Source organism: Mariniflexile sp. TRM1-10 (assembly GCF_003425985.1).
Taxonomy (GTDB): Bacteria; Bacteroidota; Bacteroidia; order Flavobacteriales; family Flavobacteriaceae; genus Mariniflexile.
The window spans coordinates 4191884-4209411 of sequence record NZ_CP022985.1; the positions used below are offsets into that span (position 1 = coordinate 4191884).

Below are 17528 nucleotides of genomic sequence, written 5' to 3' on the forward strand. Positions count from 1 at the left end.
CATTTCCCCTAACCTATCCAGGTTTTAACTTTTAATAAAAACGTCTATCTATAAAATTTCAATACATTTGCATTCGTAAAATTAAAGAGTCTATCAATGAAAAATACAGCCTTAACAAAAACCCATGAATCCCTTGGCGCTAAATTAGTACCCTTTGCAGGTTTTAACATGCCTGTACAATACGAAGGTGTTACTATAGAACACGAAACCGTTAGAAAAGCCGTTGGCGTTTTTGATGTATCACATATGGGCGAGTTTTTAATTGAAGGCGAACATGCTTTGGCGCTTATACAAAAAGTATCAAGTAACGATGCTTCAAAATTAAGCATTGGTAAAGCACAATATAGCTGCATGCCAAACGAAACGGGTGGCATTGTAGACGATTTAATTATATACCAAATTAAAGAACAAACCTATTTACTGGTGGTGAATGCCAGCAACATTGAAAAAGATTGGAACTGGATTCAGTCTCAAAATAACATGGGGGCTACCATGCGCAATTTAAGTGACGATTATTCGTTACTAGCCATTCAAGGACCCAAAGCGGTTGAAGCGATGCAAAGTTTAACCAGTCACGATTTATCGGCTATCAATTTTTACAACTTTATAGTGGGTGATTTTGCAGGTATTGAACATGTTATTATTTCGGCAACAGGTTACACAGGTAGTGGCGGTTTCGAAATTTACTGCAAGAACAGCGAAGTCAAACAAATTTGGGATAAAGTATTTGAAGCAGGAAAAGATTTTGGTATCAAACCTATTGGGTTGGCGGCCCGCGATACCCTACGTTTAGAAATGGGTTATTGCCTTTACGGAAACGATATTAATGACAGCACCTCACCTATTGAAGCTGGTTTGGGCTGGATAACAAAATTCACCAAAGACTTTACAAATTCCGAAGCTTTGAAAAAAGAAAAAGAACAAGGTCCAGAACGCAAATTAGTCGCTTTTGAGCTAGACGAACGTGGTATTCCGCGTCACGACTACGATATTGTAGACAGTAACGGCAACAAAATAGGCCTAGTAACCTCGGGGACCATGTCTCCAAGTTTGGGCAAGGGTATTGGTTTAGGTTATGTGCCTACTGATTTTTCCCAAGTTGGAAGTAAAATCTACATCCAAATACGTAAAAATGCCATACCAGCAACGGTTGTCAAATTACCGTTTTATAAAGAGCAAACCTAAATCAGGTTAATGAAAGCACAGGGGAAAGAAAGTAAACATCGCATATTAATTTTAGGTGCCAGTGGTTTTTTAGGGAATGCCATTTATAGAGAACTCTGCTCTTATTTTAAAACTTTCGGAACCTACAACACATCAAATATTCAATTAGAAAAAAACAAGCATTTTTTTCAATACAATTTTGAAGAAGATGATGTTTACGAAATACTCAATATTGTAAAACCTACCATCATTATTTCGGCACTTCGCGGTGATTTTGCAACCCAATTTATAGCTCATAAACATGTTGCAGAGTATGTATTTTCAAAAAAAACAAAAATCATCTTTTTATCATCGTCCAATGTTTTTGATGCCTATAGCAAGTACCCGAGCTACGAAGAAGACAAAACATTAAGCAACAGTGTGTACGGACATTTCAAAATTAAAATTGAAAACATGCTGCTACGCCTACCAAAAAACCAAGTCGCCATTTTAAGGCTTCCCATGGTTTTTGGCAAACAATCTCCCAGAGTTCAAGAAATTGCTCGAAATATAAGCGAAGATATACCCGTTGAAGTGTTTCCTAATTTAATAATGAATGTCACAACAGATAGCAAGGTAGCCCTACAAATTCACTACATTATTAACCGAAATAAATCAGGCATTTTTCACTTAGGCAGTACCGATTTAGTACATCACGACGAATTCATAAAAGACCTTACAAAATCCCTAGGTCTTAAAAACGCCATATACAAGCAAGTCTATACCACTAATGATGACCGGTATTTGGCCGTATTACCAAAATACAATTTATTACCAATAGACCTCCAAATAATAAGCCAAGACATCATCACCGAACTAGAAGTATAAGGCATTCGGGCGTTCCCTATCGGGTCGGGTTTTTCCTTACAAGTCCTCGCTCCTCCGTCGCTGTGGGCTTTCCAGTACAACCCCTAACGCGGGTGTCCCAGCCATACAACAGCAATCCTGCATAGTTTAACCTAGAATAACAAAACATTATTCATTTGAAATTAGTAAATTAGTAAAAATTTAATATTAATTAATAAATCCATTATTATGAGCAAACTTTCTGCCGAAGACATAGAAAAAAGATTATTAAATTTACCTGAGTGGGATTATTATGACGATGCCATTCATGCCGAATTTGAATTCGAAAATTTTAAAGACTGCTTTAGCGCCATGAGTAGGATCGCTTTCGAGTGTGAAGCATTAAACCATCATCCCGACTGGTCCAACGTATATAATGTACTAACCATTTCATTATCAACTCACTCTGAAAATGGTGTCACCGAAAAAGATTTCAAACTAGCAAAAGCTATTGAGGCTATTGTAGAACCGGATGATGAAGATTAAAACCAAGTAATCAGTGTTCAGTAACAGTTTTCTGTATATCACACTATAAAAATTAATATCCGTTATTTCAATTCGTAGATTTTTTTAAATTTGCATCGGTTGAAAAAACTTTTGACCTTAAACCTTTAAACTTTAAACTTTAGTATGGGAAGAGCTTTTGAATTTAGAAAAGCACGTAAAATGAAGCGTTGGTCTGCTATGAGTAAGGCATTTACACGCATTGGAAAAGACATTGTAATGGCCGTAAAAGAAGGCGGTCCAGATCCGGCAAGTAACGCTAGGTTAAGAGCTGTGATGCAAAATGCCAAGGCGGTAAATATGCCTAAAGACAACGTAGAACGGGCTATAAAAAAAGCAAGCGAAAAAGGTCAAGGAGATTATAAAGAAGTTATTTTTGAAGGCTACGCACCCCATGGAATTGCTGTTTTAGTTGAAACCGCAACCGATAACAATACCAGAACCGTAGCGAATGTGCGTAGTTATTTTAATAAATGTGATGGTAGTTTAGGTACTTCGGGTTCGGTAGTATTTATGTTCGACCACACCTGTAATTTTAGAATCAATGCCGAAGGTTTAGACGCCGAAGAAATTGAGTTGGAATTTATAGACTACGGTGCCGAAGAAGTTTTTGCCGATGAAGATGGCATTTTAATTTACGCGCCTTTTGAAAGTTTTGGTGCTATTCAAGCAGCTTTAGAAGAAAAAGGTATTGAAATATTATCGTCTGGTTTTGAACGTATTCCACAGGTAACAAAAAAATTGACTCCAGAGCAAGCTGCCGATGTTGAAAAGCTTTTAGAAAAATTAGACGACGACGACGACGTGCAAAATGTATATCACACGATGGAAGAAAGTGAGGATTAATATTTGTAAGTTTATTAAAGAGAGTCTAAAGGCTCTCTTTTTATTTTTAGAATAGCACATGGAAGATAAAAAAACAATCAAATGGGGTATTATTGGCTGTGGCAACGTTACCGAAGTTAAAAGTGGTCCTGCATATAAAAACACCGAAGGTTTTGAGCTTGTAGCAGTCATGAGGCGAGATACTGAAAAAGCTCAAGATTATGCCAACCGACATGGTATTAAAAAATACTACACCAATGCTGATGACTTAATTAATGATGATGAAGTAGACGCAATTTATATTGCAACCCCTCCAGACACACATAAACTTTATGCTTTAAAGGTTGCCGAAGCAGGTAAAATGTGCTGCATTGAAAAACCAATGACACCCAGTTATGCTGAAAGTTTAGAAGTTTATAATCTATTTAAAGAAAAACAACTGCCGTTATTTGTTGCCTATTACAGACGTTCTTTGCCCCGATTTACTAAAATTAATGAATGGCTAAAGCACCAATATATTGGCGAGGTGAGGCACATTAACTGGCATTTTAGTAAACCAGCAAGCGATTTAGATAAATCTGGTACTTACAACTGGCGTACCGATGCAAAAATAGCTCCTGCTGGTTATTTTGATGATTTAGCAAGTCATGGGCTAGATTTGTTTAATTTTCTTTTGGGCGATATTAAAGAAGCTCATGGTATTAGTTTAAATCAGCAAAAAAACTATACCGCAAAAGATGCTATTACAGCATGTTGGTTACATCAAAACAATGTGACAGGTTCTGGCACTTGGAATTTTGATTGCCATGATTCTTTAGATAAAGTAACTATTTACGGAAGTGACGGAAAGATTGAGTTTTCCATATTTCATGAAAACGCCATAGTATTAGAAAGCAAAACAAAAAAAGAGTCACTTTTTATTGATAATCCAAAACATATTCAAATATATCATGTGGAAGGTATGCGCGATATGTTAATTCATAAAAATTTCACCCATCCTTCTACGGGGCTGTCTGCACTTCATGCCAATTGGGTTATGGATAAAATTCTTGGTGCACTTTAATTATTTGTCTATTTGTCTTGATTTTTTCTAAACAATTTTAGTTAATGTGCACATTTATAGTGTGTTTTAACATTATTATTAGAAAAAATAATTTATTATGTAGTATTTTTAGCTCGACTAATTCAAAAACAATTAAAAGTTAACTTCCTGTTAGCACCACTAAATGTACTATGAGACACACCAAATTACACGCAGTCCGTTACGCCTATATCGCATGGGCCCTGTTTGCACTCTTATCTTTTCAAAATATAGAGTCCCAAAACAAAAAAAAGAAAAATAAAAAAGGAGACACTACAGAAGCACCTGCTCGACCTACTAAAAAAGAAAAAACAATTGTAGAACTAGTAAAATCCAGCAAAACAATTGAAGGGTTATTTCCTATCTATCAGGATACCATTACGGGATCATTACAAATGATTATATCAGACAACCAAATAGATAAGGAATTTATCTGTTTCAGTCAAATAGCCGATGGTGTTGTAGATGCTGGCAGAACAATCAGAGGTTCATACCTAGGTTCTAAAGTTGTTAAAATTGAAAAATATTTTAATAAAATAGAGTTTGTAGCTCAAAATACATCGTTTTATTTTGATCCGAAAAATCCACTTTCTAAATCTAAAGAAGCCAATATAACCAATGCTAATTTGGCTAGTTTACAAATTGAAGCACATGATAAAAAGAATGGACTCTATTTAATTAAAGCCGATGAACTTTTTTTAAATGAAACTTTTACTCAAGTTAAAAGCCCTGGTTCTCCTGGAAAATCGCCAACAGCTTTTAAACTCGGTAGTTTAAACAAATCGAAAACTAAAATTAATTCTATAAAAAACTATTCAGAAAACACAAATATAGAAGTAGAATATGTGTATTCCTCCCCTGCTGTATTAAATAATGGTTCTAATGCTATTGCTGATGGCAGAAACGTGAGTATAAAAGTGTTTCAAAGTTTAATGGCCATGCCAGAAAATAATTATGAAGTTAGATACGACGATCCAAGAGTGGGCTATTTCATTACTCAAGTTGATGATAAAACGACTACCAAGAGCATAGCGTATAGAGATTTGATTCATAGATGGCATTTAGAAAAGAAAGACCCCAATGCCGCTATTTCTGAACCTGTTGAGCCTATTACTTGGTGGATAGAAAACTCTACACCTCTAGAATGGCGAGAAACCATTACCAATGCTGTTTTACAATGGAATGTTGCTTTTGAAAAAGCAGGATTTAAAAATGCCATCGCTGTAAAAGTACAACCTGACGATGCCACTTGGGATGCTGGAGACATTAAATACAATGTCTTGCGTTGGACATCATCACCCAAACCTCCGTTTGGTGGATATGGTCCAAGTTTTGTAAACCCAAAAACAGGACAAATATTAGGTGCCGATATTATGCTGGAATTTGCACATTTTACCAACCGGGTTTTTTATGATAAAGTGTATAGTTTAGCAACTTTAGACACGCCTTTTGAAGCACCTGAACATAACGAACCAAACCATATGCATTGCACATTAGGACATAAACTACAAGAAGAAGTTATGTTTGCAAGTGCCGCCGCAGCGGCTTATACAAATTCTGATTTTGAAATGGATCGTATTAAAAAGGAATCTATGACGGCTTTAATTATGCATGAAATTGGGCATACTTTAGGTTTAAATCATAATATGAAAGCGAGTCAGTTATTTTCTCCAGAACAGTTAAATGATGCCGAATTTATTGAAGGGAAATGTTTAACGGCTTCAGTTATGGACTATGCTGCCTTAAACATTACCAAAGACCGAAGCAAACAAGGACAATATGATGACGTTACTGTTGGTCCTTACGATATTTGGGCCATACAGCTAGGTTATCAACCATTTGCATCTGAAGCTGAGCACCAAGCATTATTAAATGAATCTACAAAACCAGAACATATTTTTGGAAATGATGCTGATGACATGCGTGCACCAGGAAAAGCAATTGACCCACGAGTGAATGTGTCCGATCAATCAAATGATCAAATTACATGGTCTATAGACAGAATAGAATTGTCTAACAACTTAATGAAAGATGTAAAAACAAAGTTTACAAAATCAGGTGAATCGTATGAGGAATTAAGACGCGTATATTATTTATTAAGTTCACAGAAAGCAACCGCTGGAAACACCATATCAAGATTTATTGGTGGTGTGTATGTTGACAGAGCTATGGCAGGACAAGAAGGTGGCACACAGTCTTACACACCAGTAAGTCTAAAAGATCAAAAACGTGCTATGGCTGCTTTAAGCAAGTATGTTTTTGCACCAAATGCTTTTGATGCACCAAATGATTTGTACAATTATTTAGCAATACAACGTCGTGGTTTTAATTTTAAAACTCCTGAAGATCCAAAAATTCACAATCAAGTTTTAACCTATCAAAAAAATGTATTGAATCATCTTTTGCATTATAATACACTACAACGTATTTCTGATTCTGAATTATACGGAAATGAATATCAATTAGCTTCTTTTATGACCGATTTAAATAATGCTATTTTTAAAGCGGATATTTATGGTAATGTGAACTCGTTTAGACAAAACTTGCAGTTAGAATATACTCATATGCTTATAGGTATGCTAACAGGAAAACAAAGTGGTAGTTATACTAGCAATGCTAAGTCTATGGCTCTATATAATTTAAAGAAAATAAAAGCAATGGCTGGTATATCTGGCGATGTGGCTTCAATAGCACATAAACAGCATTTAAGAACACTTATAGACAATGCTTTAGAAGAAGTTAAATAAGGTTAATTATGTGAAAAGAAAAAAGCTACTTTCAAATGGAAGTAGCTTTGTTTTTGTGGGTTAGTCATGTTTCTTTTTAGGAACAAATGTTTTGTTTACTTTATGTTTCATTTTCTAACACAGTAAATATAATTCAATTTCCGTGCCATACTAAGATTATTCAGGTAATTTTCCTTTTACTACCAGTGTTATCCGATAAAACTTTTACAATTCACTGTAAACACAGTGATAATGGCTTATTAAAGAGATTACTGATTTGTGGCCTAGCTTTTTTTAATAATTAATCTGAATAATTCCCCGAAGGCTCTTTATTCTATTTTCTTTTAACGAAGCCTTGTTTCTTTAATTGGACACTAATGTTTTACTACTGTAAAAAATCGCTTTTTACATTTTTTTATAAAGTTCTTTTAACTTTTTAGGGGTTACAATTTGTTTCCAATTTTTACCTAAAGCGTTTTCCCAAAGGGGTACCAAATTTAAAGCAATGCTGATCATTTTATCAAAATCTTCATCACTTAAATCGGCACAAATGTTTTGAGGTAAGGCAATATTATGTTTTTTCTTCATAGCTTTAAAAAGTTCAACTCCTTCTGGATAAAACTCTTCTAAGTGATCAAAAACAATACAATTTCCAACACCATGCTTTATGCCTAGTAAATAGGCCAATGGATAACTCATGGCATGCGCTACACCCACTTGGGAATAGGCAATACTCATACCACCATGCCATGAAGCCATCATGAGTTTTTCTTGGGATTCAATAGCTGTTAAATTATTATCTAAAAATACTTCTTTACACAACTCCAAAGCCATTGTGCCATACGTTTCACTAAAAGTATTTAAGTATGTACCTTTTAAAGATTCTATGCAATGAATATAACAATCCATACCTGTGTAAAACCATTGGTCTATTGGCACATCTTTAGTAAGTTCTGAGTCTAAAATAACTTGATCAAAAGGGGTGAAATCTGAATTGATGCCTAATTTTTTTTCGGGACCAATAAGAACAGTTGTTCTAGAAACCTCGGCACCAGTACCTGATATAGTTGGAATACCAACATGATATAAAGCGGCATGCTTTACTAAATCCCAGCCCTGATAATCTTTAGCCTCTCCTTCGTTGGTAAGCATAATAGATACGGCTTTTGCTAAGTCTAAAACTGAGCCACCACCAATGCCTATAATACCTGATGGTAATTCTTTTGTGGTCAAAATTATATCATCTACCAAATCATCTACTTGGGATGTTTTTGGTTCTTCTTCAGTTGAAATGAATAGTATTTTATCATCGTAGGCTAACGGAATTCGCGATGTTAGCCAAGGATCGTTTTTAAACACATCATCTATTAAATAAATAAATGGGGCGTTCATGTTTAAGCGTTTTGGGGCTAAAATTTCACTTAACTGATTGAAACTACCTCTGCCAAAAATAACTTTTGACACCATTGGAAAGTTTTTGTAACTCATTTAATATGTTTTCTTTTTCAAAAGTAAAAATAGTACTATTTTGATTTTACTTGGTTATTAATTTAATAATTTCAGTAAATCTCTTAAACTATTGATGGTTTTATAGGCTTTGCCATTGGTTTCTAGCTCTGTAACTTGTTCATGTGCCCAAGTAGTATGAAACGGAACATGAATGGCATGTGCTTTTATGTTTACCAAAGGTAACACATCCGATTTTAGCGAATTGCCAATCATTAAAAACTCGGACGGTTTTATATCAAGATGGTTTAATAATTTTGAGTAATTAGCTTCTTGCTTATCGCTTAAAACTTCTATGTGATGAAAATATTTTGTTAACCCCGATTTTTCAAGTTTACGCTCTTGGTCTAACAAATCGCCTTTAGTCGCTAATATGATTCGGTATTTTTTTGATAAATGTTTTAAAACATCTTCAACCCCATCAAGTAATTCAACAGGTTTATTAAGCATATCTTTTCCAATATTTAAAATAGCTTCAATACTTTTTGTTGAAATATTATAATTAGATTGTATTAAGGCACTTTCAACCATCGATAATACAAACGCCTTAATACCATAACCATATAGTGGCAAATTATCAATTTCTTTTTTAAATAGCTCTTGGTCTATCTTGTTTAAAGTTTCGTATTCCGACAATAATTTACCAAACTCAATTTCGGCATCACGAAAATAGGTTTCGTTGACCCAAAGTGTATCATCGGCATCAAAACCAATAACTTTTATGTTTTTATAATCTATTTCCATGCTTTTTTGGCGCGTTCTAAATCTTCTGGCGTATCAATTTCCACACCTTCGGTGGAAGTTTCTACCATTTTAATACGTTTACCATATTCTAAATAACGGATGCATTCAATTTTTTCTGAAGCCTCTAAAGGCAACATCGGTAATCTGTAAAAATCTAAAATAGCTTCTTTTCTAAAAGCATAAACGCCTTTGTGTTTAAAATACCTTACACCTACGTTTTTATCTCTTGGATATGGAATTGGGCTTCTGGAGAAATACAACGCAAAGTTTGATTGATCTACAATTACTTTTACCGTGTTGGGATTATTTATCTCATCCTCGTTGCTAATATGCACCATTAATGAGGCTAAATCGATGCTTTTATTGTGGTCGTCTTTAAATACTGCTATGAGCTTTTCTAAAGATTCCCTATCCGTAAAAGGCTCATCACCTTGCACATTTATAACAATATCAATATCTAAAAACTCAACGGCTTCGGCTATTCTATCGCTACCACATTCGTGTTCTTTTTTGCTCATCATGGCTTTACCACCATTATTTACAATTTCATTATAAATAATATCGCTATCGGTAACTACTAAAACATCATCAAACAAATTGGTATTAACAGTAGCTTCGTAGGTACGCAAAATAACCGTTTTACCACCCAAATCTTGCATGAGTTTTCCAGGAAAGCGCGAGGCACTATAACGTGCCGGAATCATTGAAATTATTTTCATCTTCTTTAAATTCTGTGTCAAAAATAGAATAAAATTTAATGGTTTTTAATGTTACTGGATGCAAACTTTTTCTATAGCTTAAAATATAATATGATATTTATAACATATACCAATTAAGGTTTCCATAGCGATGACTGTTTACTATTTTGAAATATAATCTCAAAGATAATTATTATTTTCTCGTTAAGCATTTTACTGAACTCCTCTAGAATTCTAAAACTGAAACTGCGACTGAGACTAAAACCAAGTCTAAGCTTCTTCAAAAAAATCATCTTTAAACCCAATAAGATACAATTTCTCTTTAGCTCTTGTTACGGCTGTGTAAAGCCACCGCAAATACTCTTTATCGATGCCGTTAGGTAAATAAGGCTGTTCTACAAAAACGGTATTCCATTGTCCACCTTGCGATTTATGACAAGTTATAGCATACGAAAACTTAACCTGCAATGCATTAAAATGTTTGCTTGTTTTTACTTTTAAAAACTTTCGGTAATTGCTCGTTTCGTTTTCAAAGTCTTTCATCACTTCTTGGTATAACCTATTCGAATCGTCATAAGACAATGAAGGTGTTTCAGATTCAATGGTATCTAATAATAAAACAGTTTCAAAAGGCGGCATTTTGGGATAATCAACCATTCTAACTTTAACTTCCGCAAAATGGAAACCATAAAGTTCTGTAATACTGAAAATTTCTAAAACTTCAATAATATCGCCATTGGCTATAAATCCTGCTTCGGTGGTTGGTTTAATCCAAAAATAATTATTCTTAACGACCATCAAATAATCGCCCGAAGACAATTCACTTTCATTAAATAAGATGCGATTCCTTATTTGCTGGTTGTACAAATTAGCCCGTTTGTTACTTCTGACAATAATGGCGGTTTCTTCGTTTCCTAAACTGCTATATGCATCATTTATGGCATCCATAATGTCGTGCCCATCAATAAGCCTGATAATGTCTTTATAATCTGCCAAATCAAATTTAAATGCGTCATTTACACCATTTGATAACGCTTCACGAAGCACGGTGGCATTTGCTAAAATTCCAGAATCTTGCTCTTGCCTAACGACTTCATCCAACTCCATTCTGGTGACTTCTTTATTGTAATTTAACGCCAACGTATTTTCGTCTAAAGCCGGACTTAAATCCAACTTTACTGGTGGTAATTGTGCCGTATCGCCTATTAAAAGAAGTTTACATTCATGCCCAGAATACACGTATTGCATTAAATCGTCTAAAAGCGAACCATTTTCAAACAACTTAGAGTCTCCAGGTGAGTCAGGTATCATAGATGCTTCATCAACAATAAAGATGGTGTTCTTATGTTTGTTTGGCTGCAACACAAAAGAAACGCCACCACCCTTTTCTTTTTTAGGAAAATATATTTTTTTATGAATGGTAAATGCTTCCTTTCCAGAATAGTTAGAAATTACTTTAGCAGCTCTACCCGTTGGAGCCATTAACACCGAAGATTTTTTTGCTTTCCATAAATTGTTAACTATAGTACCTACAATAGTGGTTTTACCGGTACCGGCATACCCTTTTAGCACATAAAGTGTATTGGGAGCTTTGCTAAAAATAAATTCTGATAATTGCTGTAAAACAATATTTTGCTTTATAGTGGGTTGAAATGGAAACTGCTGTTTTATAAGGGAATAAAATTCGGATGAAGTCATTAATGCCTACAAATTATAAATTATTCAAAGATAGAAATGATTTTTACCGATAATAGGTTTTTACGATTAAAAAAAAATTGTAGATTTGCGAAAGACCTTTAATAAACTATTTAAATTAAAAAACGATTATGTTAAGATTTATTCTTATTGCTGTTGCAGCTATTCTGCTTACAATTGGCTTGGTTAAGTTAGTTGATAAATACATTCCTTCTAAATACAAGCCTGTATTAAATATAGCGCTTTGGGTTTTAATAGCGTTTCTAGGCTACCAAACATACATGTCTATTTATACACCCATTTTATTTAACCAAGAAAAGGATAAGCGTTACGCAAAAGTAATTAAGAATTTAATTGATATACGAAATTCTGAATTAGCTTACAAACAAGTAAACGGTAAGTTTACAGATAGTTTTGATGAATTAATTAAATTTATTGAGACAGCTAAATTTACTATTACGCAACGTCGTGACTCTGTTGTTATTGACAAAGAATTAACTAAACGTTATGGGGTAGACACTACAAAAGAAATAGTTATTATAGATACTTTAGGCTATGTACCAGTAAAAGACTCCTTATTTAAAAATTCAACACGATACAAAACCATGATGAACGTCCCTGTTGGAAAACCTGGAGAAAAGTTTAAATTACAAGCTGGCTTTTTAAGACAAAACGATATAAATATTCCTGTATTTGAGGCTTCTGTTAGTAAAGATGTTCTATTTTACGGTAAAGACGAAGATTTAATTAATGCAGAAAAACAAGTTAGCTCAACTGTTGTAGGTGTACCAGGAGATGCTATAAAAGTAGGATCAATGAACGAAGTTACAACCTCTGGAAACTGGCCAAAAACTTATGGCGCAAACGAATAAAACTTCAAACAAACTAACTAATCTAGAACTGTCCATTCAAATAAGTTTGAGTGGACTTTCTTTTTGTATCCTGCAAAGAGATACGAATACTATTAGTAGCTTAAAAGAAATTAATTTTCAAAAAAAATTAAATCCATTAGAAGTTCTAGATCATTTAAAGCATCTTTTTAATACTGAAAGCGTTACCCAAAATACATATAGTGCCATAACCATTATACATGATAACGAACTTTCTACATTAGTGCCAAAACCGCTATTTAATGAAGATTGTATGGCCGATTACTTAAAATTCAATTCTAAGATTCTGGTATCCGATTTTATTGCTTACGACGAAGTCGTTGTAAATGATAGTATTAACGTGTATGTGCCCTATATAAACATTAACAACTTTATTTATGATCAGTTTGGTGCATTTACATTTAAGCACGTATCTACCGTTTTAATTGAAGAAATTTTACATATTGAAAAAAATACCAGCAAACCAAAAGTATATGCAAATATTAGTGAAAACCATTTTGAAACGGTTATAGTTGACAATGCTAAACTTATATTATATAATACATTCGAGTATAATACCCCTGAAGATTTTATCTATTACATTTTATTTGCAACCGAGCAACTAAATCTTAACCCTGAAACATTTAATTTAATTTTTATAGGTGATGTTTCTAAAGAAGATGCTCTATATACAATAGCATATAAATACATTAGAAACGTAAGTTTTGGCAATAGAAATGACGCTTATAAATATATGGAAGCACCAAAGTATAACCATTCCAATTTCACTTTAATAAAAAGTTTTTAATGCGCATTATTTCAGGAATTTACAAAAGCAGAAAAATTGTAGCACCCAAAAACTTACCGGTGAGACCAACTACCGATATGGCAAAGGAATCGCTATTTAATATTATAAATAACACGTTTTATTTTGACGAACTGATTGTGCTGGATCTTTTTGCCGGAACTGGTAACATAAGCTACGAATTTGCCTCAAGAGGCACCGAACAAATTACTTGTGTCGATCAAGATTTTGGATGTATAAAATTTATTAATGAAACCGCTGCAACTTTTAAAATGCCAATACAGACCATTAAAAGTGATGTGTTTACATTTTTAGAGAAAACAACAATACAGGCAAATATTATTTTTGCAGACCCACCCTACAACTTCACAGACGACGTATTTGCTAAAATTCCAGAATTAGTATTTAAAAACAATTTGTTACTTGAAGATGGTTTACTTATTATAGAACATTCAAAACACACCGATTTATCAAACTTAATGAATTATAGCTATTCTAAAAGCTATGGAGGCAATATGTTTAGTTTTTTTGAAATTGAGCTAATTTAAACTTTTCATAATTGACTGAAAAATTGTCCTTTTGCACTCGCTTTTTGCCTTTTTTTCCTTTCGTAGCTTTTCCAACGCGACAAGCTGGATCCTTCGCTAAAAAGATTTACTAAACCTTTTCTTTACGCTCAACCCTAACTCAAAAAAAGCCTCCAATCAATTACTGGGCGGAGTGTTAAAAATAACCCAGTGGGTTATTTTAGCGAACGAGCCAGCTAGCGTAGGGTTACATTTTCGCTTCAATCAAAAAAGCTTAAACGAGCTCATCAGTTAAATTCGAAAAAAAAATATAATGTAATTGATTTTTTTTCAGTAAATTAGATTCCTCCTTAAGAGCCCCAGGCTCTATGCATGCTTTACTACTCGCAGCAAAAAAGTATTTCTTTTCTTGTCTCTTTTTTATGGTTTAATGTGAATTACTAACCTTTAAAACATAAACCAATGAAAAAACTTTTTTTACTTGTGCTAGCTTTAATTCTATTTATAGCCTGCAACAACAAACCACAACGATATTTTGAAGAATCTGCCGAAATTGAAACTACAAAATTAGGCATTAAAGCTTATGAAGCCCAAGATTGGGATACATGGAAAGCCAATTTTGCTGATACAGCAAAAATTTATCACAATACAAATAAAGCATCTTCACCAGACGAAATCATGGTTGGCATGAAACAAATGCTGTCAAATTTTTCGTCATATAGCTTCAATGATAAAGGTGCAGAATATGAAATGATAATTGATAAAGATGGAGATACTTGGGTAAACTGTTGGAATACATGGAAAGGCAAAGCAAAACTAACAAATAAAGAACTAATTGTACCTGTGCACATAACAATGCAATTTGTTAATGGTAAAATCGCCCAAGAATACGCTTATTATGACACATCTGGTATAAGTGCCACTATTGCAGAAATAGAAGCTGCTAAAATGACTACGGAAACGGCTTCGGAAAATGAATAAACTATATATTAACCAAATTATAATAAACAGATGAAAACAATTAAACTAACTTTTTTACTGGGGCTTGCCTTATGTTTGACCATTAATTTTTCACAAGCACAAAAATCGTATCAAATACACCAAGACAATGTAAATCCTTCTATGGTGATGCAATACGAGAAAGTAGCTAAAGAGTTTAACGATGCATGTAACGAGCATAAACCACAAACAAGTTGGGTTACAGCAGTTACTAACGACATGAAATATTTGTATATATCGCCTATTGAAAACATGGCAGATTTGGACAAACAACCTTTTGCCGACATGGCTAAAAAAATGGGTGATAAATGGACTAAAATGTTTGAGGATTTTGATAAATGCTATAATTCACACAGAAGCTATGTAATACATTTAGTTGAAGACTTAACTTATATGCCAGAAGGTATCTCCATGACCCAAGACGGACAAAATTACCGCAAATGGTTCTATATTTATTTCACACCTTCAAATGCAGCCAAAGTACGCGAGGGCATGAAAGCGGTAAAAGATCTTTATACAACCAAGGGCTCTAAAGAATTTTATCGTGTTTACAGAAATGGTTTTGGCACATCTGAAGATTTTTACTTAGTAGCTGTTTCTGCAAAAGACGAGATAGATGGTGCCACCAAATCTAAAGAAAACGATGCTGTTTTAGGTCCAGACAGTTGGGATACTTTTAGCAAGGTTATGAATTATGCCAGCCGATTTGAAGAATATTCAGGAGAAATGAGACCAGATTTAGCCTATGCTCCTAAATAAACCAATCTATTTATATAAGTGAACAGGCCCTTCTTTAAATTATAAAGAAGGGCCTGTTTATATTTAAGTAAATCTATAAGCCGAATTCTGTATGCCTTAAACCCGTTTAAAGAAATCTCTAAACAAAAATTCAAAACACCCTTATCATTTATCTGAGTGCATTGTTACCAATACACTTTAGCTGCTTACCCTCCAGCATCAAGCGTGCAGCCTTCAAACGCTGGTTTACATAGCATTGCACCATATAGAGTTTACCTGGTTTCACTACAGCATAACCTGTACATACTTTCTGTTGCACTTGTCCTAGCCTCACGGCTGGTGGCCATTAACCACTATATTGCACTACGGTGTTCGGACTTTCCTCTAAATCCTCGCAAAAGCGGAAATCTCGTTTATAAACCTTTCGATTTACAACAGAAGACCCCAATCAAATTGGGTATTTAGCGATAAGGCGATTTACTTACTGCAAAAGTACGACACTTAATAGATAATTTCCAACTAATAAAAAATAAATAATATTTTGGGTTTAGCCTTAATATCTGAATAATGCGTTTACCTTTGATAATTTCAATGGCATTCTTTCTTTATCCAATAAATAAACTATTCCCCCGGCTTTTAAAACCTTCATTGCTAAGAGATTCATTAAAGAAACATTCGTGTAGCTATAGGCATCCTCTACTTTTACTTCCTGTGTTGATGGATTGAAAGTGCCGAATATATCTGCTCTGTTTTCTAAAAAAAGTGTGTCCACCCTTCCTTCAAAAGCGGCAGGGAATATGTCTTTAATTTCAGATGATGCTTTTCCTGTTCCAATTAATGAAGCAAACTTATCAAGTTTATCCTGACGTGCTTCATCAAAGTACGGCTGTATTAATTCCCAGGCTTCTTCATGCAATGAAATAATATCCTTATCAGCTGGATTGCCCGAAATATATTCTGGAAATAAATTTTTATAAGTGTTTACTTCCTGATAAATTGGAAAATGAAAATCTAAAGAACAAATTATTAAAGGAGGTTTCTGGTCATCATGTAGTATGGTCATTAATCCTTTATCAATAGCTCTAAAATATTGCATCAGCTCCATTTTCTTATTGGAATCATTGTCCCCATGCCCATGAAACGAACCAGCACCTTTGTTACCTTGTTGCGTTCTGAATTGTAAACTTTTTTCCTCGAAATCATAACCAACTCTATCTTCTAATTGTGCGGGAATCAAATCATTAATTATAATTTCAGTGATGCTATGTCTGGTACCTTCATAAAATTTAACTTCATCCATTTTTAAAGTGAGCAAATAAAACAACCCGTCGCCATTAAATAGCGGGATGATCGGCTTTAAATAAAATTCATTTGACAGGTAATTAAATTCTTCAAAATAAACTGGTATCGTGTATTTATGAAATATACTATCAGATAAAAAAATGGCCAACCCATCCGACTGATACTGCCAAAATACACTATCCTTAATTAAATCATTAATGGGTTTCACAAAGGTATCAATGTCATTGACACTCATGCCTTTAACTCCTAGTTTTGATTTGATTTCTTTTAATTGGTTTTTAAGATTTAAAGAATCTTTTCCATTAAAAGTAGCTTCACCGTAACGATGGGTTGGTATAAATATCGATACACAATGCGTGCTATGTACCTCGGCTAATTCCAAGAACTCCCGCTTGGTTATCATTTTCTGTTCATCTACATTATAGTTTTCCATGATTTTAATTTTGCTGTTTAAAAATTG

Annotated in this window: 16 protein-coding genes and 1 other RNA gene; 11 read left to right on the forward strand and 6 right to left on the reverse strand. The window is 33.9% G+C overall.

The window, feature by feature from the left end; all coding sequences use genetic code 11:
* The first annotated feature begins 96 nt into the window (after positions 1 to 96).
* From gcvT to CJ739_RS17460, 6 genes are all read left to right on the forward strand, one after another.
* Positions 97 to 1185 carry a glycine cleavage system aminomethyltransferase GcvT gene (gene gcvT / locus CJ739_RS17435; RefSeq protein ID WP_117177633.1) on the forward strand — a complete coding sequence of 363 codons (1089 nt, stop codon included), beginning with the start codon at positions 97 to 99 and terminating at the stop codon, positions 1183 to 1185.
* Positions 1186 to 1194: 9 nt separating this feature from the next.
* Positions 1195 to 2031 (forward strand): sugar nucleotide-binding protein, encoded by an 837-nt coding sequence (locus CJ739_RS17440; protein WP_117177635.1) that lies wholly within the window; start codon positions 1195 to 1197, stop codon positions 2029 to 2031.
* Positions 2032 to 2238: 207 nt separating this feature from the next.
* Entirely contained in the window at positions 2239 to 2535 is a 297-nt protein-coding gene (locus CJ739_RS17445) for a 4a-hydroxytetrahydrobiopterin dehydratase (protein ID WP_117177637.1), read from the forward strand.
* A gap of 144 nt (positions 2536 to 2679) precedes the next feature.
* On the forward strand, positions 2680 to 3399 hold the full coding sequence (locus tag CJ739_RS17450) for a YebC/PmpR family DNA-binding transcriptional regulator (RefSeq protein ID WP_117177639.1): 720 nt from the start codon (positions 2680 to 2682) through the stop codon (positions 3397 to 3399).
* Positions 3400 to 3457: 58 nt separating this feature from the next.
* On the forward strand, positions 3458 to 4441 hold the full coding sequence (locus tag CJ739_RS17455; RefSeq protein WP_117177641.1) for a Gfo/Idh/MocA family protein: 984 nt from the start codon (positions 3458 to 3460) through the stop codon (positions 4439 to 4441).
* 170 nt (positions 4442 to 4611) lie between these two features.
* A complete protein-coding gene (locus CJ739_RS17460; protein WP_117177643.1) occupies positions 4612 to 7206 on the forward strand; it encodes a zinc-dependent metalloprotease in 2595 nt (864 codons plus the stop codon).
* Between the two features lie 384 nt (positions 7207 to 7590).
* Here the strand turns inward: CJ739_RS17460 and CJ739_RS17465 are convergent, their stop codons facing one another.
* The 4 genes from CJ739_RS17465 to CJ739_RS17480 all read right to left on the reverse strand — a co-directional run bounded on the left by CJ739_RS17465 (position 7591) and on the right by CJ739_RS17480 (position 11831).
* Positions 7591 to 8673 carry an iron-containing alcohol dehydrogenase family protein gene (locus CJ739_RS17465; RefSeq protein WP_236951541.1) on the reverse strand — a complete coding sequence of 361 codons (1083 nt, stop codon included), beginning with the start codon at positions 8671 to 8673 and terminating at the stop codon, positions 7591 to 7593.
* A gap of 57 nt (positions 8674 to 8730) precedes the next feature.
* The gene (locus CJ739_RS17470) at positions 8731 to 9435 is read right to left on the reverse strand and encodes an HAD family hydrolase (RefSeq protein ID WP_117177645.1); all 705 of its coding nucleotides are present in this window, start codon (positions 9433 to 9435) and stop codon (positions 8731 to 8733) included.
* Positions 9426 to 10154: a 3-deoxy-manno-octulosonate cytidylyltransferase gene (kdsB, locus tag CJ739_RS17475; RefSeq protein WP_117177647.1), complete on the reverse strand. Its 729-nt coding sequence runs from the start codon at positions 10152 to 10154 to the stop codon at positions 9426 to 9428. The genes CJ739_RS17470 and kdsB overlap by 10 nt, the downstream gene beginning before the upstream one ends.
* 249 nt (positions 10155 to 10403) lie before the next feature.
* A complete protein-coding gene (locus tag CJ739_RS17480; RefSeq protein ID WP_117177649.1) occupies positions 10404 to 11831 on the reverse strand; it encodes an ATP-dependent DNA helicase in 1428 nt (475 codons plus the stop codon).
* A gap of 128 nt (positions 11832 to 11959) precedes the next feature.
* On the opposite strand from CJ739_RS17480, the gene CJ739_RS17485 reads away from it, so the two are divergent.
* From CJ739_RS17485 to CJ739_RS17505, 5 genes are all read left to right on the forward strand, one after another.
* Positions 11960 to 12700 carry a hypothetical protein gene (locus CJ739_RS17485; RefSeq protein ID WP_117177651.1) on the forward strand — a complete coding sequence of 247 codons (741 nt, stop codon included), beginning with the start codon at positions 11960 to 11962 and terminating at the stop codon, positions 12698 to 12700.
* Positions 12684 to 13505, forward strand: a complete 822-nt coding sequence (locus tag CJ739_RS17490) for a DUF3822 family protein (RefSeq protein ID WP_117177653.1) — start codon at positions 12684 to 12686, stop codon at positions 13503 to 13505. Before CJ739_RS17485 ends, CJ739_RS17490 begins: the two co-directional genes overlap by 17 nt.
* Positions 13505 to 14050 (forward strand): 16S rRNA (guanine(966)-N(2))-methyltransferase RsmD, encoded by a 546-nt coding sequence (gene rsmD, locus CJ739_RS17495; RefSeq protein ID WP_117177655.1) that lies wholly within the window; start codon positions 13505 to 13507, stop codon positions 14048 to 14050. Before CJ739_RS17490 ends, rsmD begins: the two co-directional genes overlap by 1 nt.
* A gap of 441 nt (positions 14051 to 14491) precedes the next feature.
* Entirely contained in the window at positions 14492 to 15010 is a 519-nt protein-coding gene (locus tag CJ739_RS17500; protein WP_117177657.1) for a nuclear transport factor 2 family protein, read from the forward strand.
* A gap of 30 nt (positions 15011 to 15040) precedes the next feature.
* Positions 15041 to 15787: a hypothetical protein gene (locus CJ739_RS17505; RefSeq protein ID WP_117177659.1), complete on the forward strand. Its 747-nt coding sequence runs from the start codon at positions 15041 to 15043 to the stop codon at positions 15785 to 15787.
* 60 nt (positions 15788 to 15847) lie between these two features.
* On the opposite strand, the gene rnpB is transcribed toward CJ739_RS17505, so the two are convergent.
* Positions 15848 to 16190, reverse strand: an RNA gene (rnpB, locus tag CJ739_RS17510) — RNase P RNA component class A.
* A 129-nt stretch (positions 16191 to 16319) separates the two neighbouring features.
* Positions 16320 to 17501, reverse strand: a complete 1182-nt coding sequence (locus CJ739_RS17515; protein ID WP_236951542.1) for a baeRF7 domain-containing protein — start codon at positions 17499 to 17501, stop codon at positions 16320 to 16322.
* Positions 17502 to 17528: the final 27 nt, after the last annotated feature.

What these genes read in the sequence shown, in the direction of transcription:
- CJ739_RS17465 (WP_236951541.1), bottom strand. Translation starts at nt 8,673, where the DNA reads ATGAGTTACAAAAACTTTCCAATGGTGTCAAAAGTTATTTTTGGCAGA.
- CJ739_RS17445 (WP_117177637.1), top strand. Translation starts at nt 2,239, where the DNA reads ATGAGCAAACTTTCTGCCGAAGACATAGAAAAAAGATTATTAAATTTA.
- CJ739_RS17515 (WP_236951542.1), bottom strand. Translation starts at nt 17,501, where the DNA reads ATGGAAAACTATAATGTAGATGAACAGAAAATGATAACCAAGCGGGAG.
- rsmD (WP_117177655.1), top strand. Translation starts at nt 13,505, where the DNA reads ATGCGCATTATTTCAGGAATTTACAAAAGCAGAAAAATTGTAGCACCC.
- CJ739_RS17505 (WP_117177659.1), top strand. Translation starts at nt 15,041, where the DNA reads ATGAAAACAATTAAACTAACTTTTTTACTGGGGCTTGCCTTATGTTTG.
- CJ739_RS17490 (WP_117177653.1), top strand. Translation starts at nt 12,684, where the DNA reads ATGGCGCAAACGAATAAAACTTCAAACAAACTAACTAATCTAGAACTG.
- kdsB (WP_117177647.1), bottom strand. Translation starts at nt 10,154, where the DNA reads ATGAAAATAATTTCAATGATTCCGGCACGTTATAGTGCCTCGCGCTTT.
- CJ739_RS17480 (WP_117177649.1), bottom strand. Translation starts at nt 11,831, where the DNA reads ATGACTTCATCCGAATTTTATTCCCTTATAAAACAGCAGTTTCCATTT.
- CJ739_RS17500 (WP_117177657.1), top strand. Translation starts at nt 14,492, where the DNA reads ATGAAAAAACTTTTTTTACTTGTGCTAGCTTTAATTCTATTTATAGCC.
- CJ739_RS17485 (WP_117177651.1), top strand. Translation starts at nt 11,960, where the DNA reads ATGTTAAGATTTATTCTTATTGCTGTTGCAGCTATTCTGCTTACAATT.
- CJ739_RS17455 (WP_117177641.1), top strand. Translation starts at nt 3,458, where the DNA reads ATGGAAGATAAAAAAACAATCAAATGGGGTATTATTGGCTGTGGCAAC.
- CJ739_RS17470 (WP_117177645.1), bottom strand. Translation starts at nt 9,435, where the DNA reads ATGGAAATAGATTATAAAAACATAAAAGTTATTGGTTTTGATGCCGAT.
- CJ739_RS17450 (WP_117177639.1), top strand. Translation starts at nt 2,680, where the DNA reads ATGGGAAGAGCTTTTGAATTTAGAAAAGCACGTAAAATGAAGCGTTGG.
- CJ739_RS17440 (WP_117177635.1), top strand. Translation starts at nt 1,195, where the DNA reads ATGAAAGCACAGGGGAAAGAAAGTAAACATCGCATATTAATTTTAGGT.
- gcvT (WP_117177633.1), top strand. Translation starts at nt 97, where the DNA reads ATGAAAAATACAGCCTTAACAAAAACCCATGAATCCCTTGGCGCTAAA.
- CJ739_RS17460 (WP_117177643.1), top strand. Translation starts at nt 4,612, where the DNA reads ATGAGACACACCAAATTACACGCAGTCCGTTACGCCTATATCGCATGG.